The sequence below is a fragment of the Streptomyces sp. NBC_00859 genome, assembly GCF_045161865.1.
Taxonomy (GTDB): domain Bacteria; phylum Actinomycetota; class Actinomycetes; order Streptomycetales; family Streptomycetaceae; genus Streptomyces.
In genome coordinates this window covers 1,036,327-1,057,683 of the sequence record NZ_CP108826.1, presented here as the reverse complement: position 1 = coordinate 1,057,683, position 21,357 = coordinate 1,036,327, and the positions used below count along the sequence as shown (strand labels likewise).

16 protein-coding genes and 1 pseudogene are annotated in these 21,357 nt (G+C 70.2%); 6 read left to right on the top strand and 11 right to left on the bottom strand.

Going from position 1 to position 21,357, the window contains the following annotated elements:
* Positions 1 to 42: 42 nt before the first annotated feature.
* On the bottom strand, positions 43 to 1,863 hold the full coding sequence (locus OG584_RS04420) for an AMP-dependent synthetase/ligase (protein WP_405775163.1): 1,821 nt from the start codon (positions 1,861 to 1,863) through the stop codon (positions 43 to 45).
* A 411-nt stretch (positions 1,864 to 2,274) separates the two neighbouring features.
* Positions 2,275 to 3,771, bottom strand: coding sequence for an MFS transporter (locus tag OG584_RS04415; protein ID WP_405775161.1), 1,497 nt, complete (start codon positions 3,769 to 3,771; stop codon positions 2,275 to 2,277).
* Between the two features lie 141 nt (positions 3,772 to 3,912).
* On the opposite strand from OG584_RS04415, the gene OG584_RS04410 reads away from it, so the two are divergent.
* Positions 3,913 to 4,902, top strand: coding sequence for an Lrp/AsnC family transcriptional regulator (locus tag OG584_RS04410; RefSeq protein ID WP_405775159.1), 990 nt, complete (start codon positions 3,913 to 3,915; stop codon positions 4,900 to 4,902).
* Between the two features lie 52 nt (positions 4,903 to 4,954).
* On the opposite strand, the gene OG584_RS04405 is transcribed toward OG584_RS04410, so the two are convergent.
* Complete coding sequence (locus OG584_RS04405; protein ID WP_405783883.1) at positions 4,955 to 5,836, bottom strand: LysR substrate-binding domain-containing protein; 882 nt, start codon at positions 5,834 to 5,836, stop codon at positions 4,955 to 4,957.
* Positions 5,837 to 5,936: 100 nt separating this feature from the next.
* Here OG584_RS04405 and OG584_RS04400 point away from each other — a divergent pair, with 100 nt between their 5' ends.
* Positions 5,937 to 6,959 carry a bile acid:sodium symporter family protein gene (locus tag OG584_RS04400; protein ID WP_405783882.1) on the top strand — a complete coding sequence of 341 codons (1,023 nt, stop codon included), beginning with the start codon at positions 5,937 to 5,939 and terminating at the stop codon, positions 6,957 to 6,959.
* Between the two features lie 34 nt (positions 6,960 to 6,993).
* Here OG584_RS04400 and OG584_RS04395 read toward each other — a convergent pair whose 3' ends face one another.
* From OG584_RS04395 to OG584_RS04380, 4 genes and pseudogenes are all read right to left on the bottom strand, one after another.
* Positions 6,994 to 7,638 carry a hypothetical protein gene (locus OG584_RS04395; protein ID WP_405775157.1) on the bottom strand — a complete coding sequence of 215 codons (645 nt, stop codon included), beginning with the start codon at positions 7,636 to 7,638 and terminating at the stop codon, positions 6,994 to 6,996.
* 148 nt (positions 7,639 to 7,786) lie between these two features.
* On the bottom strand, positions 7,787 to 8,626 hold the full coding sequence (gene fdhD / locus OG584_RS04390) for a formate dehydrogenase accessory sulfurtransferase FdhD (RefSeq protein ID WP_405775155.1): 840 nt from the start codon (positions 8,624 to 8,626) through the stop codon (positions 7,787 to 7,789).
* 37 nt (positions 8,627 to 8,663) lie between these two features.
* Positions 8,664 to 8,869: pseudogene (locus OG584_RS04385) on the bottom strand (Fe-S-binding domain-containing protein); the annotation flags it as partial.
* A gap of 367 nt (positions 8,870 to 9,236) precedes the next feature.
* On the bottom strand, positions 9,237 to 10,229 hold the full coding sequence (locus OG584_RS04380) for a 2-dehydropantoate 2-reductase (protein ID WP_405775153.1): 993 nt from the start codon (positions 10,227 to 10,229) through the stop codon (positions 9,237 to 9,239).
* 278 nt (positions 10,230 to 10,507) lie between these two features.
* Here OG584_RS04380 and OG584_RS04375 point away from each other — a divergent pair, with 278 nt between their 5' ends.
* A complete protein-coding gene (locus tag OG584_RS04375; RefSeq protein WP_405775151.1) occupies positions 10,508 to 11,446 on the top strand; it encodes a beta-ketoacyl-ACP synthase III in 939 nt (312 codons plus the stop codon).
* Positions 11,447 to 11,592: 146 nt separating this feature from the next.
* Positions 11,593 to 12,270 (top strand): GntR family transcriptional regulator, encoded by a 678-nt coding sequence (locus OG584_RS04370; protein WP_405775149.1) that lies wholly within the window; start codon positions 11,593 to 11,595, stop codon positions 12,268 to 12,270.
* A gap of 121 nt (positions 12,271 to 12,391) precedes the next feature.
* Here OG584_RS04370 and OG584_RS04365 read toward each other — a convergent pair whose 3' ends face one another.
* From OG584_RS04365 to OG584_RS04350, 4 genes are all read right to left on the bottom strand, one after another.
* Entirely contained in the window at positions 12,392 to 13,789 is a 1,398-nt protein-coding gene (locus tag OG584_RS04365; protein WP_405775148.1) for an OFA family MFS transporter, read from the bottom strand.
* 70 nt (positions 13,790 to 13,859) lie between these two features.
* Positions 13,860 to 15,995, bottom strand: coding sequence for an acetate--CoA ligase family protein (locus tag OG584_RS04360; RefSeq protein WP_405775146.1), 2,136 nt, complete (start codon positions 15,993 to 15,995; stop codon positions 13,860 to 13,862).
* Positions 15,995 to 17,224 carry a formyl-CoA transferase gene (frc, locus tag OG584_RS04355; protein WP_405775144.1) on the bottom strand — a complete coding sequence of 410 codons (1,230 nt, stop codon included), beginning with the start codon at positions 17,222 to 17,224 and terminating at the stop codon, positions 15,995 to 15,997. Before frc ends, OG584_RS04360 begins: the two co-directional genes overlap by 1 nt.
* 12 nt (positions 17,225 to 17,236) lie before the next feature.
* Positions 17,237 to 18,919, bottom strand: a complete 1,683-nt coding sequence (locus OG584_RS04350; protein WP_405775142.1) for a thiamine pyrophosphate-binding protein — start codon at positions 18,917 to 18,919, stop codon at positions 17,237 to 17,239.
* A 159-nt stretch (positions 18,920 to 19,078) separates the two neighbouring features.
* Between OG584_RS04350 and sucC the strand changes: the two genes are divergently transcribed.
* Positions 19,079 to 20,293, top strand: coding sequence for an ADP-forming succinate--CoA ligase subunit beta (gene sucC, locus OG584_RS04345; RefSeq protein ID WP_405775140.1), 1,215 nt, complete (start codon positions 19,079 to 19,081; stop codon positions 20,291 to 20,293).
* 1 nt (position 20,294) lies between these two features.
* The gene (sucD, locus tag OG584_RS04340) at positions 20,295 to 21,203 is read left to right on the top strand and encodes a succinate--CoA ligase subunit alpha (protein ID WP_405775138.1); all 909 of its coding nucleotides are present in this window, start codon (positions 20,295 to 20,297) and stop codon (positions 21,201 to 21,203) included.
* Positions 21,204 to 21,357 lie beyond the last annotated feature (154 nt).

Below are 21,357 nucleotides of genomic sequence, written 5' to 3'. Positions count from 1 at the left end.
CCCGCATCGCGGACGGACCGCCGATCCGCCCATCCGGTGGCTTCAGCGGTAGAGCGCCTCGACCTCTTCGCTGTATGCCGTCTCGATCGCCTTGCGCTTGAGTTTCAGCGACGGCGTGAGCAGACCGTGCTCCTCGGAGAACTGGTGGGCGAGGATGCGGAACGTCCGGATCGACTCGGCCTGCGACACCAGGGTGTTCGCCGCCACCACGGAGCGCCTGACCTCGGTCTCCAGATCCGGATCACGCACCAGGGCAGCCGGGCTCATCGGCGGTTTGCCATGGATGGCGAGCCAGTGCGCGACCGCCTCCTGGTCGAGTGTGACGAGCGCGGCGATGTACGGCCGGTCGTTGCCCACGACCAGGCATTGGGCGACCAGCGGGTGACCCCGCACGCGCTCCTCAAGTCCGGTCGGCGAGACGCTCTTGCCGCCGGAGGTCACCAGGATCTCCTTCTTGCGGCCGGTGATCGTGAGATATCCGTCGTCGTCCAGGGCTCCCAGGTCACCGGTGGAGAGCCAGCCCTCGTGGAGCACGCCGTCGGTGGCCTTGGGGGAGTTGAGGTACCCGCCGAACACGTTCTGGCCGCGTACCCACACCTCGCCGTCGTCCGCGATGTACACGGTGGCACCGGGGATCGGCCGGCCGACGGTGCCGTAACGGGTGCGCTCGGGCGGGTTGGCCGTCGCCGCCGCCGTCGACTCGGTGAGTCCGTACCCCTCGTAGATCGAGACACCGGCGCCCTCGTAGAAGAGGCCGAGCCGCCGGTCCATCCCCGAACCGCCGGACATCGCGTGGCGCACCCGGCCGCCCATCGCCTCGCGCACTTTCGCGTAGACGACCTTCTCGAAGAACTGGTGCTGCATCCGCAGCGCCGCGGACGGACCGGGCCCCAGCCCGAACGCCTTGTGCTCCATGGCCTCGGCGTGGCGCACGGCCACTTCGACGGCTTTGTCGAAGGGTCCCGCCTTCCCCTCGGACTCGGCCTTGCGGCGTGCCGCGTTGAAGACCTTCTCGAAGATGTAGGGCACGGCGAGGATGAACGTCGGCCGGAACGCGGCCAGATCGGGCAGCAGCGCGCGGGCCGCGAGCTCGGGCTGGTGGCCCAGTTTCACCCGGCCGCGGACGGCCGCGACCTCGACCATCCTGCCGAAGACGTGGGCGAGCGGCAGGAAGAGCAGGGTGGACGAGGGCTCGCTGCGCTTCGAGTGGAAGACCGGCGCCCAGCGGGCGACCATGGTGTCCGCCTCGTACATCAGGTTGGCATGGGTGATGACACAGCCCTTGGGCCGGCCCGTGGTGCCGGAGGTGTAGATGACGGTGGCCACGGACTCCGGAGTCACGGCGCGCCGGTGGCGGTGCACCACCTCGTCCTCGATGTCGGCGCCCGCTTCGAGAAGCCACTCCAGCGCACCCGCGTCCAGCTGCCAGAGCCTGCGCAGACTGGGCAGCCGGTCGATCACCGAGCCGATGGTCATCGCATGGTCCTCCTGCTCCACCATGCACGCGGTGACCTCGGAGTCGTGCAGCATCCAGAAGACCTGTTCGGCGGACGACGTCGGGTACACCGGCACCGGCTGGGCGCCCACGGCCCAGAGGGCGAAGTCGAAGAGCGTCCACTCGTAGCGGGTCCGGCACATGATCGCCACGCGGTCGCCGAACCGCACCCCGTCGGCGAGCAGCCCCTTGGCGAGCGCCATCACCTGGTCCCGGAACTCGCTGGACGACATGTCGTACCAGCGCCCGTCCTTCTTCCGGCCGAGGGCGGGCCGGTGGGGATCGTCCTCGGCGTGATCGAACACGACGTCCGCCAGTCCGCCGACCTGGGGCGCCGTCACTATGGGTGGGACAGTGAACTCGCGCAAAATGACCTGCTCCTATGTGACGCTCCGCACAGCGCCGTGACGCTACCCCAAGGCGGGATCCCGCGGGAGAGGGCTCCTGTGGCCGGTTTGTGGGGATATTGCGAGACTCGGCGGGGCCCCGGGAGGCGAAATGTACTCACATGGGGAAGTGTTGGGCACCCTCCTGACTGAACGGTAAGTTCCGCGAGACGGAATCTCCACCGAATCTGTACGGAGAAGGCACGGAGGCCGCCCATGCCCCGTGACCTGCGGGGGACGTACGAGGGAGACGTTCCGCGGGCAGCAGCCTCCTGTGATGTCCTTGTGACTCCCCTGTGATCCACGGTGATGCCCGGCGGAGAAGCGCACCGGGGGAAACACGGAGGGTGCCCGCACAGTTCGTGCGGGCACCCTCCGTGTTTCCACCACTGGCTATCCGGCAGCCGCCACCGGCTCCTCGGTGCGCGTCCGCACCCTCTCGGCGGGAGCGGGCCGCAGGAAGGCCAGCACTGCGATCCCGGCCACCAGTCCCAGGATGCCCGCGACGAGTGCGGCGCCGTTGAGCCCGGAGGCGAAGGCGCTGTGCAGCGTGGCATCCGGTATCCGGGAGCGCAGCGCGGACGCGCCGCCGCCTGCCAGCACGTGGGCGGCGGTGTGCGCCTGCGCGGAGGGGCCGGGCAGTGCCCCCTCCATCCGAGTGGTGACCATGGTGCCGAACACCGCGACGCCCAGTGCGAATCCGAGCTGACGGAAGGTGTTGACCGCGCCGCCCGCCATGCCGGCGTTGCGCGGCGGTACGGAGGCGAGCGCCGCGCCGGCGAGCGCGGGCGACACCAGGCCGACCCCGATCCCGGCCACCACAAGGCCGGCCGAGAGTCCGGTCCAGTGCGACCCGGCGTCCAGGGTGGCCTGCGCCAGCGCCCCGGCGCCGATGAGGACAAGCCCGCCGCCGATCACCAGCCGGGGTGACCTGCCGTGCAGCAGCCGGCCACCGACCGCAGCGACCACGAACGAGGCCACAGCCAGCGGCAGTACGGCGAGCCCCGCCCGCACCGGGCTCATCCCGAGCAGCGTCTGGAGCCACATCGAGGTGTAGGGCAGCACCCCGAAGGCTGCCGCGTTGAAGGCCAGCGCACCCACCATCACCACGGCGAACGACGGACGGCGCAGCAGGGCCAGATCGAGCAGCGGATGGGCCGCACGCCGCTCGACGACCACGAAGGCCGCCAGCGCCACCGCGGCGACGGCGACCGCGGCCCCGGTACGTCCGGAGATCCAGCCCACTGTGTCCGCCCGCACCACGGCGAACGTCAGTGCCCCGGCGAACACCGCGAACGCGGCCGTACCGGCCCAGTCGACCCTGCGGTCGCTCTGCCGCTGCGACTCGGTGACCGTGCGCAGCGTGATCCAGATGGCCGCGGCGCTGACCGGCAGATTGACGAAGAAGATCCATCGCCAGTCCAGGGACTGGGTCAGCACCCCGCCGAGCACCGGGCCGATCGCCGCAGCGGCGCCGCTCACCGCACCCCACACCCCGAGCGCGACCCCGCGGTCCCGGCCCTGGTAGGCGGCGCCGAGCAGCGAAAGGGTGGTCGCGAACATGGCGGCGCCGCCAACACCCTGCAGCCCGCGCATCGCGATCAGCATGGCCGGGCTCGTCGAGAGACCGCAGGCCAGGGAGGCCAGCGCGAACAGCGCGGTCCCCGCCGCGTACAGCCTGCGCCGCCCGGTGACATCGGCCGCGGCTCCTGCCCCCAGCAGCAGGGCGGCGAGCGCGAGCGCGTAGATGTCGATGACCCACTGGAGGTCCGAGAGCGAGGCGTGCAGCGAACCCGCCATGTCGGGAAGCGCCACGATCACGATCGTCACGTCGAGCAACAGCATGAAGGTGCCGAGACAGACCGCTGTGAGCGGCCCCCACTTACGCATTCTTTGTCTCCCTGAGTGCCGAGTTTCACGACCGGCTGCACGTTCTGCTTCCGGCCCCCCGTACGATCGGCGCAGGGCGGCGAGATCCCCTAACCACGGCCGGATATTCGCTGGAACCCGACATCAGAAGGGGGCGAATCCGTGGAATCACCTGACTTCGACCAGCTCGACCTGAAGCTGCTGCACGGTCTCGAAGTCGACGCGCGCGTCTCCTTCAGCCGCCTGGCGGCCGTACTCGGCGTCTCCGATCAGACGGTCGCCCGCCGGTTCCGGCGGCTGCAGACCGAGGGCGGCCTGCGTGTGGTCGGGGTCCGCGACGCGGCAGGCCTCGGCCAGGACACCTGGATGCTCCGGCTGCGCTGTGCGCCAGACGCCGCTGATTCGATCGCGAGGGCGCTGGCCCGCCGCCCCGACACGGCCTGGATCGGGCTCACATCGGGCGGTACGGAAGTGGTCGGCCAGACCAGGGCCCGCACCAGGAGCGAACACGAGGAGCTGCTTCTCGGCAAGCTTCCGCGCACTCCGAGCATCACCGAGATCCGGGCCCACCAACTGCTGCACCGCTTCTACGGCGGTCCCGAAGGCTGGCTCGGCAAGAGCCGCGCCCTCACCGACGTACAGGTGGCCGAGCTCCGTCCCTCCCGCGCCGGGCGGACGGAAGGTGCCGGCATCGCCCCGGAGGACGAGCCGATGATCACCGCTCTCGAACACGACGGCCGGGCCTCATTCGCAGAACTCCGCAAGGCGACAGGCCGTTCGGAATCCGCGGTGCGCCGCAGACTCGACCAGTTGCTGGGCTCCGGCACGCTCTTCATCGACGTGCAGTTCGACTCCGAGCCTTTCGGGTACGGCATCGCGGCGCTGCTGTGGATCACGGCGGCCCCGTCGGCCCTGGACACCGTGGGGCGGGCCCTGGCGACTCACCCCGAAGTGGCCACGGCCAGTGCCGTATCGGGACCGTGCAACCTGTTCGCCGTGGTCGTCTGCCGCGACACCCCGGAGCTGTACGCGTATGTGAGCGGCAGGCTCGGCAGCCTGGAGGGGGTGCAGCACGTGGAGTGCACACCGATGCTGCGGCGGGTCAAGCAGCTGAAGTACGAGGAGCGGCTCACCGGCCGCACGCTCTCGTAGCTCCGGTACCGGGGCCGTCGGGGCCCCTGCCGAGGCCCTGCCGGGAGCGGTCCTACGCGTGCAGCTGGTCGGCGCCGGCCAGGATCGCCGATGCCAGCGCGTCGGCGGCCTCCTGGGCGTGCCCGCCCGCACGGCCGTGCAGCAGCACGAAGTCCACGTCACCGAGGTCGGGAAGCCCGCTCCGGGCCGGGACCTGAGTCAGGCCGGGCGGGATCAGGCCTCGGGTGTGCGCCATGATGCCGAGGCCCGCGCGCGCCGCTGCGATCAGCCCGCTGAGGCTGGCGCTGGTACAGGCGATTCGCCAGTCGCGGCCGTCCTCCTCCAGTACTTCCAGCGCACGGGCGCGAGTGATGCCCGGTGGCGGGAAGAGGATCAGCGGCAGCGGTCGCTCGGGGTCGATGTGCAGCCGGGGGGCGCCGATCCAGGTCAGGGCCGAGCGCCAGACGAGTTCGCCGTGGCCGTGGCCGTTACGCCGCTTGGCGAGGACCAGATCGAGGGAACCCGTCGCCAGCTGCTCGTGCAGGATGCCCGAGAGACCGACGGTGAGCTCCAGGTCGACCTCGGGGTGCTCGGCGCGGAACGACTTCAGGACTTCCGGCAGCCGGGTGAGTACGAAGTCCTCCGACACGCCGAACCGCAGTCTGCCCCGCGGCCGCGTCCCCGTGAAGAACGCCGCCGCCCGCTCGTGCGCCTGGAGGATCGTACGGGCGAAGCCGAGCATCGCCTCACCGTCCTCGGTCAGCTCCACGCTGTGGGTGTCGCGGGTGAAGAGCGTCCGGCCCGCTGCGCCCTCGAGCCGGCGCACGTGCTGGCTGACCGTCGACTGGCGCAGCCCGAGGCGGTGGGCGGCCTGCGTGAAGCTCAGGGTCTGCGACACGGTGAGGAAGGTACGCAGCTGCGCCGGGTCGTACATGAATCCCACGTTATCGCGCATCATGATCTCAGTCAGAGTGGAATGCAGGATTCCCGATCATGGGTAGCGCGTGGACGATGGAGAGGGCACGTACCGGCCCCCCGAGAAGCAAGTGGAGAACATGAGCCGCCGCAAGCTGCAGCTTCCGTCCTGGCTGCCGATCGACCCGTACATCCTGGCCCTGATCTGCACGGTCGCCGTGGCGGCGCTGCTGCCCGCGCGCGGCACGGCAGCCGATGTCGCCGGGGGAGCGTCCACCGGGGCGGTGGCCCTGCTCTTCTTCCTCTACGGCGCCCGGCTCTCCACCGCCGAGGCGGTGGAGGGGCTCAAGCACTGGCGGCTCCACGTCACGGTTCTGGTCTGCACCTTCCTGGTGTTCCCGCTGCTCGGCCTCGCGGCGAAGGGGGTCGTACCGTTCGTGCTGACGCCTCAGCTCTACAACGGTCTGCTCTTCCTCTGCCTGGTGCCCTCGACCATCCAGTCGTCGATCGCCTTCACCTCGATGGCCCGCGGCAACGTGCCCGCGGCGATCTGCGCCGGCTCGTTCTCCTCGCTCGCCGGCATCGTGGTCACCCCGGTGCTCGCGGCACTGGTCCTGGGCGGCAGCGGGGGTGGCTTCTCCGCGGACTCCCTGCTGAAGATCGTGCTGCAGCTGCTCGTGCCCTTCCTGGCCGGGCAGCTGCTGCGCCGCTGGGTGAGCGGATTCCTCGTCCGGAACAAGAAGGTCCTCGGCTACGTCGACCGCGGCTCGATCCTGCTGGTCGTCTACACCGCCTTCAGCGAGGGCATGGTGCGGGGTGTCTGGCACCAGGTGAGCTTCGTCCGGCTGCTGGGACTGCTCGCGGTCGAGGCGCTGCTGCTGGCCGTCATGCTCGTCCTGACCTGGTACGGGGCCAAGCGGCTCGGCTTCACGCGCGGCGACCGCATCGCGATCCAGTTCGCCGGGTCGAAGAAGAGCCTGGCGGCCGGACTGCCCATGGCGAGCGTGCTGTTCGGTGCCCAGGCCTCACTGGCCGTCCTGCCCCTGATGCTCTTCCACCAGATGCAGCTCATGGTCTGCGCGGTGATCGCCAAACGCCGTTCACGCGACCCGCTGCCCGAGGAATCCGGGCAGGCGGTCACTCCCGAGGCCGCGCTGCGGTGACCGGGCCCACCGCGCGATGCGGTGGGACGCGGGGTCATGTGCGCCGCGGTGAGGCCAGCAGATAGGCCGCGCCGGCCCGCCGGTCCGCGTGCGCCGATGTCTGCCAGCCCGCCCGTTCCAGTGTGCCGGCGTACCCCCGGGAATCCGGCCCGTCCACCCTGACCGCCTCGGGCTGCACCGTCTCGCTCACCAGATAGCCGCGGCAGTGTCCCGCCTCCAGGGCGAGGGCGACCGCCTGCGTCAGGTGCGTACGTTCCCAGGCGCAGGGCCGCTCCACCGAGTGGTCCGGATTGGTGACCCGGCGCATCTCGACCAGGCCCGCCCAGGCGCTGCGCACCTCACGCTCCCGCCCCGGGTCGGGCTGCGGGGCGTCTCCGGCGTGGCCGGCTCCGGTGCGTGCGCTGAACACTCCGGACGGGTCCGCCGGGGCGGAGCCCGGGACCGGCGCGGGCCCCGCTTCCGGCGGAGGTACCAACCGGACCGGTTCGGCGGCCAGTTGTTCCCGCATCAGCTGCCCCGCCGGCGTCAGGTAATACCGGTGCGGAGGCCGCGCATGGCGCACCGCGAGCCCCTGGGCGACGAGTCCGGCCAGAGCCGCCGCGGGGCCCTGGAGCAGTCCGGACCCGGCGTCGGCGGTGCGGATCGCACGGCGCTGGGCTGCGGAGGGCGGGCGGGTCATACGCCTGACCGTACTGCTGCCGCCCGGCACAGGGACAGCGGTTGCCCGCTCCCGCCGGGCAAGGGCGTACGCCCGGCCGGGCCCCGGGCCGGCCGGCGCAGGGGGCGCTCCCCGCCGGCCGGACCGCCGACCCGTGCCGCGGGGCGGGTCAGACCCCGGAGTGCAGGGCGACCCGCTCGTCGCCCGCGTACACGTTCATGGAGGACCCGCGCAGGAAGCCGATCAGCGTGAGCCCCGACTCGGTGGCCAGGTCGACGGCGAGCGACGACGGGGCGGACACGGCCGCGAGGACCGGGATCCCGGCCATCACCGCCTTCTGCGCCAGTTCGAAGGAGGCCCGGCCCGAGACCAGCAGAACGACCTGTGAAAGCGGCAGCCGGCCGCTCTGCAGGGCCCGGCCGACCAGCTTGTCCACCGCGTTGTGGCGGCCCACGTCCTCGCGTATGTCGAGCAGTTCACCCTCCGGCGTGAAGAGCGCGGCGGCGTGCAGACCCCCGGTCCGGTCGAACACCCGCTGCGCCGCCCGGAGCCGGTCGGGCAGGACGGCGAGGACTTCGGGCTCGACGCGGACCGGGGGAGTGCCGGCGACCGGGAAGCGCGTGGTGGTCCGGACCGCGTCCAGGCTGGCCTTGCCGCAGAGCCCGCACGACGAGGTGGTGTAGACATTGCGTTCCAGCGTGATGTGGGGCAGTTCGACGCCAGGAGCCAGCCTGACGTCCACCACGTTGTACGTGTTCGAACCGTCGGCGCTCGCTCCGGCGCAGTACACGATCGACTGGAGCTCGTCCGCCGAACCGAGCACGCCCTCGCTGACCAGGAAGCCGGCGGCGAGGGCGAAATCGTCGCCCGGGGTGCGCATGGTGATGGCGAGGGCCTTGCCGTTCAGCCGGATCTCCATCGGCTCCTCGGCCACCAGCGTGTCGGGACGGGTCGTCACGGCTCCGTCCCGGATGCGGATGGTGCGGCGGCGTTCGGTGACCCGGCCCATGGGAATCAGTCCTACTCTTCGATCAGTGCTGCGGTGATCAGTGCTGCGATACGTGCTGGAAGCCGAAACGGCCCTTGATGCGGAGGTTGCCGCGGGTCACCGGGCTGCCGTGCGGCGGGGTGACCTCGGGATCTCATTCTCCTGGACATGCAGAGCGACGTTGCGGCCCACCCCGCGGCAGGCACGGACCGTGGTCGTCTCCGCCGGCGCGTACTCGACCCAGGTTCCCGCCTCGCGCGCTTCCGCGCCAGTGGTTCATCCCGTTGCCGGCCCGGGAGCAGGAGAGCGTCCCGGGAGGGCGCCGCGCGCCGCCCGGAGCCGTCGTCGGCCCGCTCCAGCGTCTCGCCCCGACTCGCCCGGTACGGTGCTCCGTTGCTGTCCCGCACGAGGGTCGGGCGAGCCGGGCGCAGTTCTTCGGCGTTCGGTCTGGATTCTTCACGCCTGCGCTCCTCACGATGACGATCAGCGCCTCATTGCATACAGTATTCTGCAGGCCGGAGCTGAATGGAACCCTCTCGCGAGGGCTTCGCGGGTGTCCGGCCGGACCGGGCGGATCGTGCGGGCCGAGTGGGCGGCCCGGACCGGCCGGGCCGGAGCGGAAAGGTCCGGATCAGGCCGCGTCGGTCGCGGCCCGAGCGGCGGCTGACCGGCCGAGCAGGTCGGCCATGGCGTGCACGGTCCGCAGGGTGGGCACCGGCACCCCGGTCACCCCGGCCAGTTCGACCACCGCCGCGAGCAGTACGTCCAGTTCGAGCGGCTTGCCCTTCTCCAGGTCCTGGAGGGTCGAGGTCTTGTGGTCGCCCACCCGCTCCGCGCCGGCCAGCCGCCGCTCGATCGAGACATCGGGGCGGCTGCCCAGTGCCGTGGCCACCTGGAGCGTCTCGGCCATCATGACCTCGATGACCCTTCGGGTGTCGCTGTGCACGCACATCTGGCGCATCGTCGCCCGGGTGAGGGCGCTCAGCGGGTTGAAGGAGATGTTGCCGAGCAGCTTGATCCAGATGTCTTTGCGCAGATCCGCCTCCACCGGACACTTGAGGCCGCCCGCCTTCATGGCGGCGCTGAAGTCCAGGCAGCGCCGGGACGTGGAGCGGTCCGGCTCGCCGATGGAGAACCGGGTTCCTTCCAGGTGCCGCACCACTCCGGGCCCCGACAGCTCCGTCGCCGCGTACACGACGCAGCCGACCGCGCGCTCCGGCGGCAGGACGGCGCTGACGGCCCCGCCGGGGTCGACGCTCTCGACGCGACGGCCTTCGTGCGGGCCGCCGTGCCGGTGGAAGTACCACCAGGGGATGCCGTTCTGCGCGGCGATCACCGTGGTGTGCCGGTGGAGCAGCGGCTCGATGAGCGGCCCGCACGCCGCGTAGGAGGTGGCCTTGAGGCCGAGGAACACATAGTCGGCCCGGCCGACGGCCGCCGGGTCGTCGGTGGCGTGCACCTGTGCGGCGAAGTCACCGCGCGGACTGAGGACTTGCACACCGTGCTGCCTCATGGCCGCCAGGTGCGGCCCGCGGGCCACCAGATGGACGTCGGCGCCGGCGCGGTGCAGCGCGGCTCCGACGTAGGCGCCGATTGCTCCGGCGCCGAGAACTGCGACTTTCACGAGGCTCTCCGTTCGGTCGGGAGTACCGATGGAAACCGGAATGATCACTCCGAGTGACGGAATTGTGTCGACAAAATAGTGTCTACAGTATTCGGCTTCGGCGTACAAGAGGTTCTGCGGTACTTCCCGCGCCGTGGCCGCCCCCCGCTCCCTGGGCGGAAGTGATCCGAAGCCTCCAAGAGGAACGCCCGAATCTTGGTGCTTTACGTGCCGTCGTACCCGTGAGTCGCTGACGAGACTGGAGGGCTCCTGACATCAGCAGCAGAGGGGTCCCGGGCATGACGGGTACACGCATCGCCGCACTCGGCCATTACCAGCCGGCCAAGGTGCTCACCAATGACGATGTCGCAGCCCTTGTCGACACCAGCGACGAATGGATTCGGACCCGGGTGGGCATCAAGACGCGCCACATCGCCGGGCCCGATGAGCCCGTCGACGAACTCGCCGCCCAGGCCGGAGCCAAAGCCCTCGCCGCCGCCGGGCGCGCACCCGGCGAGGTCGACCTCGTCCTGGTCGCCACCTCGACGGCGATCAACCGGTCGCCGAACATGGCGGCGCGGGTGGCGGCCAAGCTCGGGATGGTCTCGCCCGCGACCATGGACGTGAATGTCGTCTGCTCGGGATTCACGCATGCGCTGGCCGTCGCCGACCATGCGGTGCGCGCCGGTTCCGCCGAGCGCGCCCTGGTGATCGGTGCCGACAAGATGGCCGAGATCGCCGACTGGACCGACCGTTCCACCTGCGTCCTGGTCGGGGACGGAGCGGGCGCCGCCGTGGTCGAGGCGTGCGACGAGGACGGCATCGGCCCCGTCCTGTGGGGCTCGGTCCCCGGGATGGGTAACGCCGTACGTATCGAGGGGACGCCGCCGCGCTTCGCCCAGGAGGGGCAGTCCGTGTACCGGTGGGCCACCACCCAGCTGCCTCCGATCGCCCGCAAGGTCTGCGAGAAGGCGGGTGTCACCCCCGAGGAGCTGGCCGCCGTCGTGCTGCACCAGGCCAATCTGCGGATCATCGAGCCGGTGGCCGCGAAGATCGGCGCCGTGAACGCGGTCATCGCCCGTGATGTCGTCGACTCCGGCAACACGTCGGCCGCCAGCATCCCGATGGCGCTGTCCAAGCTGGTGGAGCGGAGGGAGATCCCGTCCGGGGCGCCGGTGCTGCTCTTCGGCTTCGGCGGGAATCTCTCGTACGCCGGACAAGTGGTCCGCTGCCCGTGACGGCCCGCCGCATCGAGCGGATCAGGTCTGTGGCCCCGGCGCCGGGCGATCCGGTGACGGCCTATCGCGCTCGGTAGACTGTAGACGATAGCCAATTGGTCTACGCCGACGCCGCTGGCCCCTCAAGGGTCAGAAGGGGGACCGTGATGTTGTCCACAGGACTGCCGCAAGGGGCCGTACCGAAGCTGGAGCGGCCGGGGCCGCTTCGCGAGCGGGTGTACGAGGCACTGCTCGAACTCATCACCACGCGGACGCTGACACCGGGACAGCACCTGGTCGAGAGTGAACTCGCGGGCCATCTCGGAGTCTCCCGCCAGCCGGTGCGCGAGGCGCTGCAGCGGCTCAACACCGAGGGATGGGTCGATCTGCGGCCCGCGCAGGGCGCGTTCGTCCACGAGCCCACGGAGCGGGAGGCCGACCAGCTCCTCTCCGTCCGTACGCTCCTCGAGGCCGAGGCCGCCCGGCTGGCCGCGGCGAACTCCGGGTCCGCGGGGATCGCCGCGCTGGAGGAGCTGTGCGCCGAGGGGGAGCGCGCGGTCGCGGACGACGACGTGGATCTGGCCGTGGCGACGAACGCGCGGTTCCACGCCAAGGTCATGGAGCTGGCGGGCAATGTCGTCCTGTCGGAACTGGCGGGGCAGGTGGACCGCCGGGTGCGCTGGTACTACCAGCCGGTCGCCCGGCAGCGCGGCACGCGGTCCTGGATCGAGCACCGGCAGCTGATCACGGCGATCGCGGCCCGGGACGAGGAGTCCGCGACAGCGGTCATGCGGGCGCACACCGAGCACACCCGTACGACCTACCACCAGCGCGAGAAGAACTGACCGTCCGGACCACCCGGCAGCGGCCCCCCGCGCGGCTCGGACAGAGCCGTGTGGAGGGCCACTTGCCGCGCCGGTCCGTGTCAGGAGTTCCGGGAGGGCCGGGCGGGACCGCTGGCGCGGGTCAGACGGCTTCCCTGCTGACCGGCATGGGGTTGGCCACGATGTCCCCGGCGCGCGGCCGGCCCGGCTGGCGCAGCAGCAGGGCGATGACCGCGGCCACCATGGAGACGGATCCGGCGAGTGCGTATGCGCCGTCGTATCCCCAGGCGTCCACCACCATCGAACCGAGGCCGCCGCCGAACAGCCCGCTGACGAGCTTTCCGCTGTACACCAGCCCGTAGTTGGTGGCGTTGTAGTTCTCTCCGAAGTAGTCCGGGGTGAGGGCCGCGAACATCGGGTAGAACGCCCCGCCGCCGAATCCGGAGAGAAAAGCGAAGACCAGGAACAGCCACTCGCTGTGGATGTCACCGGCCCAGATCACGCCGAACTGCGCGAGACCCAGGACCAGGATGACGAAGAACAGGGTGAGTCTGCGCCCCCACAGATCGGACAGCCACCCCACCACCGCTCGGCCGATGCCGTTGACGACGGCCATCAGACCCATCGACGTGGCCGCCACCAGCGGACCGAAGCCCACCTCCTTCGCGAAGTCCACCTGGAAGGAGATCCCGAAGATCGACACACCGGCCGTGATGACCACAGCGATCCACATCAACGGCAGCATGCCGCTCCTGATGGCCTCCATGGGGGTGAACTGCTTGACGGCCGGCGGGTTCTTGGCCAGGCTCCGGGCGTTCTTCCGGTCGCCTGTGTGGTTCAGCGGGTCGATCTCCGCCGGCCACCAGTTCTTCGGCGGGTCCTTGAAGAACCAGGCGCAGATCGCCACGACGATCAGGACGTAGACACCGATCAGATCCAGCACCTCGGCGAAGTTGCCGGTGTCGAAGGCGTAGTTGAAGATGAAGATGAAGGGGAGCGACCCGTAGGCGAATCCGCCGTTGACGAAGCCGGTCTTCCCGCCCCGCCGCTCGGGGAACCACTTGCCGACCATGTTGATGCAGGTGGCGTAGATGAGGCCGGAGCCGAGCCCGCCTATGACGCCGAAGCCGCAGATCGCCAGGAAGACATTGTCGAGATGAGCGAGTGCGACGAAGCCGACGAGACAGAGAACGGCCCCCACGAGCGTCGCCCGGCGGGCCGTGAGTATCCCCTTTTCCCGCATCCAGCCCGCGGGGAAGGCGATTCCCGCCTGGAAGAAGACCCAGACACTCAGAATCCAGAAGGTGTTGCTCTGCGTCCACCCGTGGGCCGATGAGAGAGTGTCCTCGGCCGAACCGTATGCGTACTCCGACACACTGATGGCCATCATGGCGACCCACGGCAGATACACCATGAGCTTGCGCGAGTGGCCCAGGAGGTCCCGGTCCGTCTCGCCGACGCGGTAGACGCGGCCCTTGCTGTCCGACACTTCCCGGTACGCGACCGACCCGGCCGCCGACCGTTCGTTCTCTGTACTCATCAGGTCCCCTTGGTCTCGAAAGAACTGGCCAGCGCCCCCTGTCCAAACCTTTCGCTCCGAGGTGCCGGGGTCAGGTGAGCAACCCCGCCGCCCGCGCCCAGCGGTACTTCGCGCCGAGCACCTCCACCGGTTTCTCCGTGGTGTAGGGGTACGCGACGACTCCCCGCTCGTAGAGGTACTGGCAGGCCTCCTCGACCTCGACGTCGCCCGCCAGCGATGCCACGACCGGCTTCTCGATGCCCCGTGCCCGGAACTCGGCGACAACGCGTGCGGTCAGCTCGGCGAAGACCATCGGCGGAGTGACGATCGTGTGCCAGTAGCCCAGCACCAGCGCGTGGATCCGCGGGTCTTCGAGGCCGAGGCGGATCGTGGCCTCATAGGTGGACGGTGGCTCACCACCAGTGATGTCGATGGGGTTGCCGGCGGCCCCGAACGGTGGGATGAACGCCTTGAACGCCGCGTCCAGATCCGGCGGGATCTCCATCAGCGAGAGCCCGTTGTCGACGATCGCGTCCGAGAGCAGCACCCCCGAACCGCCGGCCCCTGTGATGATGACGACGTTGTCGCCCCGGGGAGCGGGCAGTACGGGCAGCGCACGGGCGTACTCCAGCATGTCGTTCAGTCCCGGTGCGCGGATGACCCCCGCCTGCCGCAGGATGTCCTCGTACACCGCATCGTCACCGGCCAACGCGCCGGTGTGCGACCCGGCCGCCCTGGCTCCGGCGCTGGTGCGGCCCGCCTTCAGCACCACGACGGGCTTCTTCGGGACGGTGGCCCGAGCCGCCTCGACGAACGCCCGGCCGTCCTTGAGGTCCTCCAGATGCATGGCGATGCACTGGGTGTGCGGGTCCTCGCCGAACCAGGTGAGCAGATCGTCCTCGTCCAGGTCCGACTTGTTGCCCAGACCCACGATGGCCGAGACCCCGGTCTTCGTCGTACGGGCGAAGCCGAGGATGGCCATGCCGATGCCGCCCGACTGCGAGGTGAGCGCGACACCGCCCTTGACGTCGTACGGCGTGCAGAACGTGGCGCACAGGTCCTGCCAGGTGGAGTAGTAGCCGTAGATGTTCGGGCCGAGCAGCCGGACGCCGTGCCGCTCGGCGACCGCCACGATCTCGTCCTGCAGGGCGTGTTCCCCGGTCTCGGCGAAGCCGGAGGGGATCAGCACGGCGTTCGGTATGCCCTTGCGCCCGACCTCCTCCAGGGCGGACGCGACGAGCTTCGCGGGGATCGCGAAGACCGCCACATCCGGCTCACCGGGAACGTCCATCACGCTCTTGTACGCCTTACGGCCGAGAATGTCATCGGCCCTGGGATTCACCGGGTGGATCTCTCCGGCGAAACCGCCGTCGACCAGATTGCGCATCACCGAATTGCCGATCTTCCCGTCCTCGTTGGAGGCCCCGATCACGGCGACCGACCGCGGCTCCATCAGCCGGCGCATCGAGGCGAGGATCTCGGTGCGGCTGTAGGTGCGCCGCCGCACCGCCGGCACCGGGTCCAGCAGGATCCTCACGTCGGCGGCCATCACGCCGCCCGCCGAAGCGAAGACCGGGTTGAGGTCGATCTCGGCGATCTCCGGGAAGTCGGCCGCCAGTTCGGAGACCGCGACGATCAAAGACGCGAGCGCCGCGCGGTCCACGGCCGCCCCGCCGCGGACCCCGCGGAGGATCTCGGCGGCCCGGATCGAATCCAGCATCGACAGCGCGTCGTCCCGGGAGGCGGGTGCGAGACGGAAGGTGATGTCCTTGAGTACCTCCACCAGGACCCCGCCGAGGCCGAAGGCGACGATCTTGCCGAAGGTGGGGTCCGTGACCGTACCCACCAGCACCTCGGTCCCGGACGGCACCATCTGCTGGACCTGCACGCCCCGGATGACCGCATCGGGGCTGTAGGCACGGGCGCTTGCGACGATCGAGGTGAAGGCGGTGCGCACATCGGCGGGGGACGCCACCCCCACCCGTACCCCGCCCGCGTCCGTCTTGTGCACGATGTCAGGAGAGACGATCTTCAGCACCACCGGGAACCCGATGCGGTCGGCGAGCGCGACCGCGTCGTCCGCGCACTCGGCCAGCGCCTCCGCCGGGACCGGAATGCCGTACGCGTCGGCGATCACTTTCGCCTCCGGAGCTGTGAGTGCCCGGCGCCCCCCGGCCGGCACGGCGTCGAGCACCGCCCGTACCGCCGCCTTGTCCTGTCGTGGCATCAGATGACTCCGTCCGTCTTCAGCAGTCTCAATTGCTCGCGGTCCAGGCCGAGTTCACCGACGTACACCTCCGTGTTGTGCTCGCCCAGCAGTGGCGACGTACGCACATCGACAGGGGAGTCGGAGAGTTTCAGCGGGGACCCGACGGTGGTGAAGGTGCCGCGTTCGGGGTGCTCGACCTCGACCACGATCCCGTTGGCGGCGAGTGAGGCGTCCTCGATGATCTCCTTGGTGGAGAGGATCGGTCCGCAGGGCACGTTGTGGGCGTTGAGCTGTTCCAGGACCTGCCACTTGGGCAGCGTGGACGACCACTCCTCGATCAGCTGGAACATCTTGCCGAGTCGGGGCAGACGCGACTCCGGGGTCGCCCAGTCGGGGTCTTCCGCGAGCTCGGGCCTGCCGATCAGCCTGCTGATCGGCTGCCACCCGACGGGCTGGACGATGACGTACACGTAGTCGTTGGGGCCGCCCGGTGCGCACTTGACGGCCCAGCCGGGCTGGCCGCCGCCGCTGGCGTTGCCGCTGCGCGGCACCTCGTCGCCGAAGTCCTCGTTCGGGTACTCGGCGAGCGGCCCGTGCGCCAGACGCTGCTGGTCGCGCAGCTTGACCCGGCAGAGATTCAGTACGGCGTGCTGCATGGCGACGTTGACGCGCTGGCCGCGCCCGGTGCTCTCGCGCTGGAAGAGCGCCGCGAGTACCCCGGCGACGAGATGGATGCCGGTCCCCGAGTCGCCGATCTGCGCGCCGGTGGCCAGGGGCGGCCCGTCTTCGAAGCCGGTGGTGGACATCGCCCCGCCCATGGCCTGGGCAACGACCTCGTAGGCCTTGAAGCCGGTGTAGGGGCCTTCACCGAAGCCCTTGATGGAGGCGTAGACGATCCGCGGATTGATCTCCTGGATCCTCTCCCAGGTGAAGCCCATCCGGTCGACGGCGCCGGGTCCGAAGTTCTCCACCATGACGTCCGAGCGGCGGATCAGTTCGGTGAGGAGCTGCTTGCCCCGCTCGGTCTTGGTGTTGAGGGTGATGCTGCGCTTGTTGCAGTTGAGCATGGTGAAGTAGAGCGAGTCGACGTCGGGCAGATCGCGCAACTGCTTTCGGGTGATGTCGCCCTGCGGCGCCTCGAGTTTGACGACGTCGGCGCCGAGCCAGGCCAGTAGCTGGGTGGCGGACGGGCCGGACTGGACATGGGTCATGTCGAGGACGCGTACGCCCTCAAGAGCCTGGGACATGGCGGAGCTCCCCTACTTGTACATGGTCTGGTTCATGGTTCCGGGGGCGTAGGCGTCCGGGTCGACCCAGACGTTGATGAGTGAGGGCTTGCCCGAATCGCGGGCGCGCCGCAGCGCCGGGCCGATGCCGGCCGGGTCCCGTACTTCCTCGCCGTGGCCTCCCAGCATCCGGGCGAACTCGTCGTAGCGGACGTCGCCGAGGGTGTTCCCGACACGTGCGCGTTCCGGGCCGTACTTCTGCTCCTGGCCGTAACGGATCTGGTTCATCGAGGAGTTGTTGCCGACGATGCCGACGAAGGGCAGGCCGTAGCGGACCAGGGTCTCGAAGTCCCAGCCGGTGAGTGAGAGGGCCCCGTCGCCGAAGAGCGCCACGACCTCCTTGTCGGGACGGGCCTGCTTGGCGGCGAGGACGAAGGGAATGCCGACGCCGAGGGTGCCCAGCGGGCCAGGGTCCATCCAGTGGCCGGGGGACCTGGGCTGTACGACCTGCCCGGAGAAGGTGACGATGTCGCCCCCGTCGCCGATGAACACCGAGTCCTCGGTGAGGAAGTCGTTGATCTCGCTCACCAGCCGGTAGGGGTGGATCGGTGAGGCATCCGACCTCAGCGACGGCAGCCGCTTCTGGAGCGCCGCCTGCTCGGCGGCGCGCAGCTCGTCCAGCCAGGCCTTCCGGCCGGCCGCACCGCCGTTGACCCGCCCGGACGCGGCCTCGGTGACGGACTTCAGGATCAGCCCCGCGTCGCCGACGAGCCCGAGGTCGATGTCGCGGTTCTTGCCGACCGTGCGGTAGTCGAGGTCGATCTGCACGACGGTGGCATCCGGGGAGAGGCGTTTGCCGTATCCCATCCGGAAGTCGAAGGGCGTGCCGACGATGATGATGAGGTCGGCGTTGGAGAAGGCGTAGCGCCGGGAGAGCTGGAAGTGGTGCGGGTCGCCGGGCGGCAGGGTGCCGCGTCCGGCGCCGTTCATGTACGCGGGGACGTTGAGTGTGCGGACCAGCTCGACAGCCGGCTCGGTGGCGCGGGTCGTCCAGACCTGGCTGCCCAGCAGGATCGCCGGTTTCTCGGCGTGCACCAGCAGATCGGCGAGCTTCTCGATGCCCGCGGGGTCACCGGCCGAGCGGGTCGAGGCCCGGTACCGGCCTGCCTGGGGCACACGTGCCTGCCCGGCCGGGACCTTGGCGTCCAGCACGTCGCGCGGGATCTCCAGGAACGAGGGCCCCGGAGCGCCGTTGTAGCACTCGCGGAAGGCCATCGACACCAGGTCGGCGGCGCGCGCGGTGTGCGGCACCGTCGCGGCGAACTTCGTGATCGGGGCCATCATGTCGACGTGCGGGAGGTCCTGCAGCGAGCCCATCCTGTGCTGGCTCAGCGCTCCCTGACCACCGATCAGCAGCATGGGCGACTCGGCCCGGAAGGCGTTGGCCACACCGGTCACGGCGTCGGTGGTGCCGGGGCCGGCGGTGACCACGGCGCAGCCCGGCTTGCCGGTGATACGCGCATAACCGTCGGCCGCGTGCGCGGCCACCTGCTCGTGGCGGACATCGACGACCTCGATGCCCTCGTCCACACAGCCGTCGTAGATGTCGATGATGTGGCCACCGCACAGGGTGTAGATGCGTTCCACACCCTCCGCTTTGAGCGCCTTGGCGACCAAGTGCCCACCGGAGATGAGGTCCTGGCTGGGGTCGGGCATAGCGAAGTCCGTTCCCTTCGTAGGGGTGCTGGAGCTCTGTCGCGGTAGATTGCATACAGTCGACGAATACTGTATGAACCTTGTTATCCCCCATCCCGGTGGGTGGTGTCCAGGGGGCGTGCGGCACTTTCCTTCACAGCACAGGGAGCAGGTACGGGTATGGATCTGTACGAGCACCAGGCAAGGGAACTCTTCAAGGTCCACGGCATCCCGGTACCGGACGCGGCTGTCGTGGCCACGCCGCGCGAGGCGCGGGCCGCCGCCGAACTCCTGGGCGGACGCGCGGTCGTCAAGGCCCAGGTGAAGACCGGCGGCCGGGGCAGGGCGGGCGGTGTGAAGCTCGCGGCCGGCCCGGAGGCAGCAGAATTGATCACCCGTCGGATGCTCGCCATGCACATCAAGGGCCACCCCGTCCGCAAGGTCATGCTGGCCCGGCCGGTCGACATCGCGGATGAGTACTACGTGAGTTACGTCCTCGACCGCGCGGCGGGAGCCTTCGTCGCCATCGCGTCGGCTGAGGGGGGTACGGAGATCGAGGAAACCGCGGCAACCAGGCCCGACGCGGTCGTGAGGATTCCCGTCGACCCCGCCGAAGGCGTCACGGCCGCCGGGGCCACGGAGATCGCACGGGCCGCGGGCCTCCCGGCGGAGGCTGCCGGTGTGCTCCAGCGGCTCTGGCAGGTCATGGTCCGCGAGGACGCCCTGCTGGTGGAGGTCAACCCGCTGGCAAAGACCACCGCGGGCCGGCTGCTCGCACTCGACGGGAAAGTCACCCTGGACGACAACGCCCGCTTCCGGCAGTCACGTTGGGGCGCCGGGGAGGGCGATCCCCACGGCGGTCCGCTGGAGGCTGCGGCAGCGGCCGGCGGGCTCAACTACGTCCGCCTGGACGGTCAGGTGGGGGTCATCGGCAACGGCGCGGGACTCGTCATGTCGACTCTCGACGTCGTCGCGGGCTGCGGAGCCCGGCCCGCCGACTTCCTCGACATCGGCGGCGGCGCTTCGGCCCGGGTGATGGCCGACGCGCTCGCCCTCGTCCTCTCCGACCCGCAGGTGAAGTCGGTCCTCGTCAACGTCTTCGGCGGCATCACCGCTTGCGACGCGGTTGCCGAGGGCATCGTCCGCGCCCTGGAGTCGGTCGCGGTGACCAAACCAATCGTCGTACGGCTCGACGGCAACAGTGCCGCGAAGGGCCGGGCGGTACTCGACCGCCGGGCCCACCCGCTCGTCCAGCAGGTCACCACGATGGACGGCGCGGCCCGCAAGGCGGCCGACCTGGCCGCCGCGGCTACCGCTTCCGACGCTGCTTCCGGCACTCGGGCCGATGCCCCTGCCGACGTCCACTCCGTGATCCACACCGACCTGGGAGCCTGAGATGGCCATCTTCCTGACCGAGGCGAGCAGGGTACTCGTCCAGGGCATGACCGGCACCGAGGGTATGAAGCACACCCGTCGCATGCTCGCCGCCGGGACACGCGTCGTCGGCGGCGTCAATCCGCGGAAGGCCGGCCGTCCGGCCGACTTCGACGGTGTGACCGTTCCCGTGTACGGCTCGGTGCGCGAGGGCGTCGAGGCCACCGGCGCGGACGTCACGGTCGTCTTCGTCCCGCCGCCCTTCGCCGGAGCCGCGGTCGCCGAGGCAGCCGACGCTTCGGTCCGCCTCGTGGTCGTGATCACCGAAGGAATCCCCGTGCACGACGCGGTGGTCTTCACGACGTACGCCGAGCGGCGAGGCACCCGTGTCATCGGGCCGAACTGTCCGGGCCTGATCAGCCCGGGACGGTCCAACGTCGGGATCATCCCTGCCGACATCGCCGGTACCCCAGGCCGCATCGGGCTTGTCTCCAAGTCCGGGACACTCACCTACCAGCTGATGTACGAGCTGCGGGACGAAGGCTTCTCGTCGGCGGTCGGTATCGGAGGGGACCCCGTCGTCGGCACCACTCACATCGACTGCCTCGCGGCGTTCCAGGACGATCCGGACACCGACCTGATCGTCATGATCGGCGAGATCGGGGGCGACGCGGAAGAGCGGGCCGCCGCGTACATCGCCGGACACGTCACCAAGCCCGTGGTCGGATACATCGCGGGCTTCACGGCTCCGGAGGGCAGGACCATGGGGCACGCGGGAGCCATCGTCTCCGGTTCCTCGGGCACGGCGCAGGCCAAGAAGGCGGCTCTCGAAGCGGTGGGCGTAAGCGTCGGGTCCACCCCATCGGAGACCGCGGCACTGGTCCTGGCCCGGCTCGCGGCCCTGCGGGGTGCCGAGCCGAGCGTCCGGTGATCGCGCGGGCCCGCCCCCGGCCGCCGCAGCAGGGCCGCGGGCTGCACACCGCTCGTCGTGCGAGGCCGTGCCGCACATGACGTCACTCATACGGCACGGCCGGTGCGGACCGGAAGGCGCCCCGTCCCCGCTACCTTCGCCCTACGGCCACCGC

Coding starts and splice junctions, on each gene's coding strand:
- OG584_RS04415 (WP_405775161.1), bottom strand. CDS start 3,771: ATGCGTAAGTGGGGGCCGCTCACAGCGGTCTGTCTCGGCACCTTCATG.
- OG584_RS04405 (WP_405783883.1), bottom strand. CDS start 5,836: ATGCGCGATAACGTGGGATTCATGTACGACCCGGCGCAGCTGCGTACC.
- OG584_RS04400 (WP_405783882.1), top strand. CDS start 5,937: ATGAGCCGCCGCAAGCTGCAGCTTCCGTCCTGGCTGCCGATCGACCCG.
- OG584_RS04395 (WP_405775157.1), bottom strand. CDS start 7,638: ATGACCCGCCCGCCCTCCGCAGCCCAGCGCCGTGCGATCCGCACCGCC.
- fdhD (WP_405775155.1), bottom strand. CDS start 8,626: ATGGGCCGGGTCACCGAACGCCGCCGCACCATCCGCATCCGGGACGGA.
- OG584_RS04375 (WP_405775151.1), top strand. CDS start 10,508: ATGACGGGTACACGCATCGCCGCACTCGGCCATTACCAGCCGGCCAAG.
- OG584_RS04370 (WP_405775149.1), top strand. CDS start 11,593: ATGTTGTCCACAGGACTGCCGCAAGGGGCCGTACCGAAGCTGGAGCGG.
- OG584_RS04365 (WP_405775148.1), bottom strand. CDS start 13,789: ATGAGTACAGAGAACGAACGGTCGGCGGCCGGGTCGGTCGCGTACCGG.
- OG584_RS04360 (WP_405775146.1), bottom strand. CDS start 15,995: ATGCCACGACAGGACAAGGCGGCGGTACGGGCGGTGCTCGACGCCGTG.
- frc (WP_405775144.1), bottom strand. CDS start 17,224: ATGTCCCAGGCTCTTGAGGGCGTACGCGTCCTCGACATGACCCATGTC.
- OG584_RS04350 (WP_405775142.1), bottom strand. CDS start 18,919: ATGCCCGACCCCAGCCAGGACCTCATCTCCGGTGGGCACTTGGTCGCC.
- sucC (WP_405775140.1), top strand. CDS start 19,079: ATGGATCTGTACGAGCACCAGGCAAGGGAACTCTTCAAGGTCCACGGC.
- sucD (WP_405775138.1), top strand. CDS start 20,295: ATGGCCATCTTCCTGACCGAGGCGAGCAGGGTACTCGTCCAGGGCATG.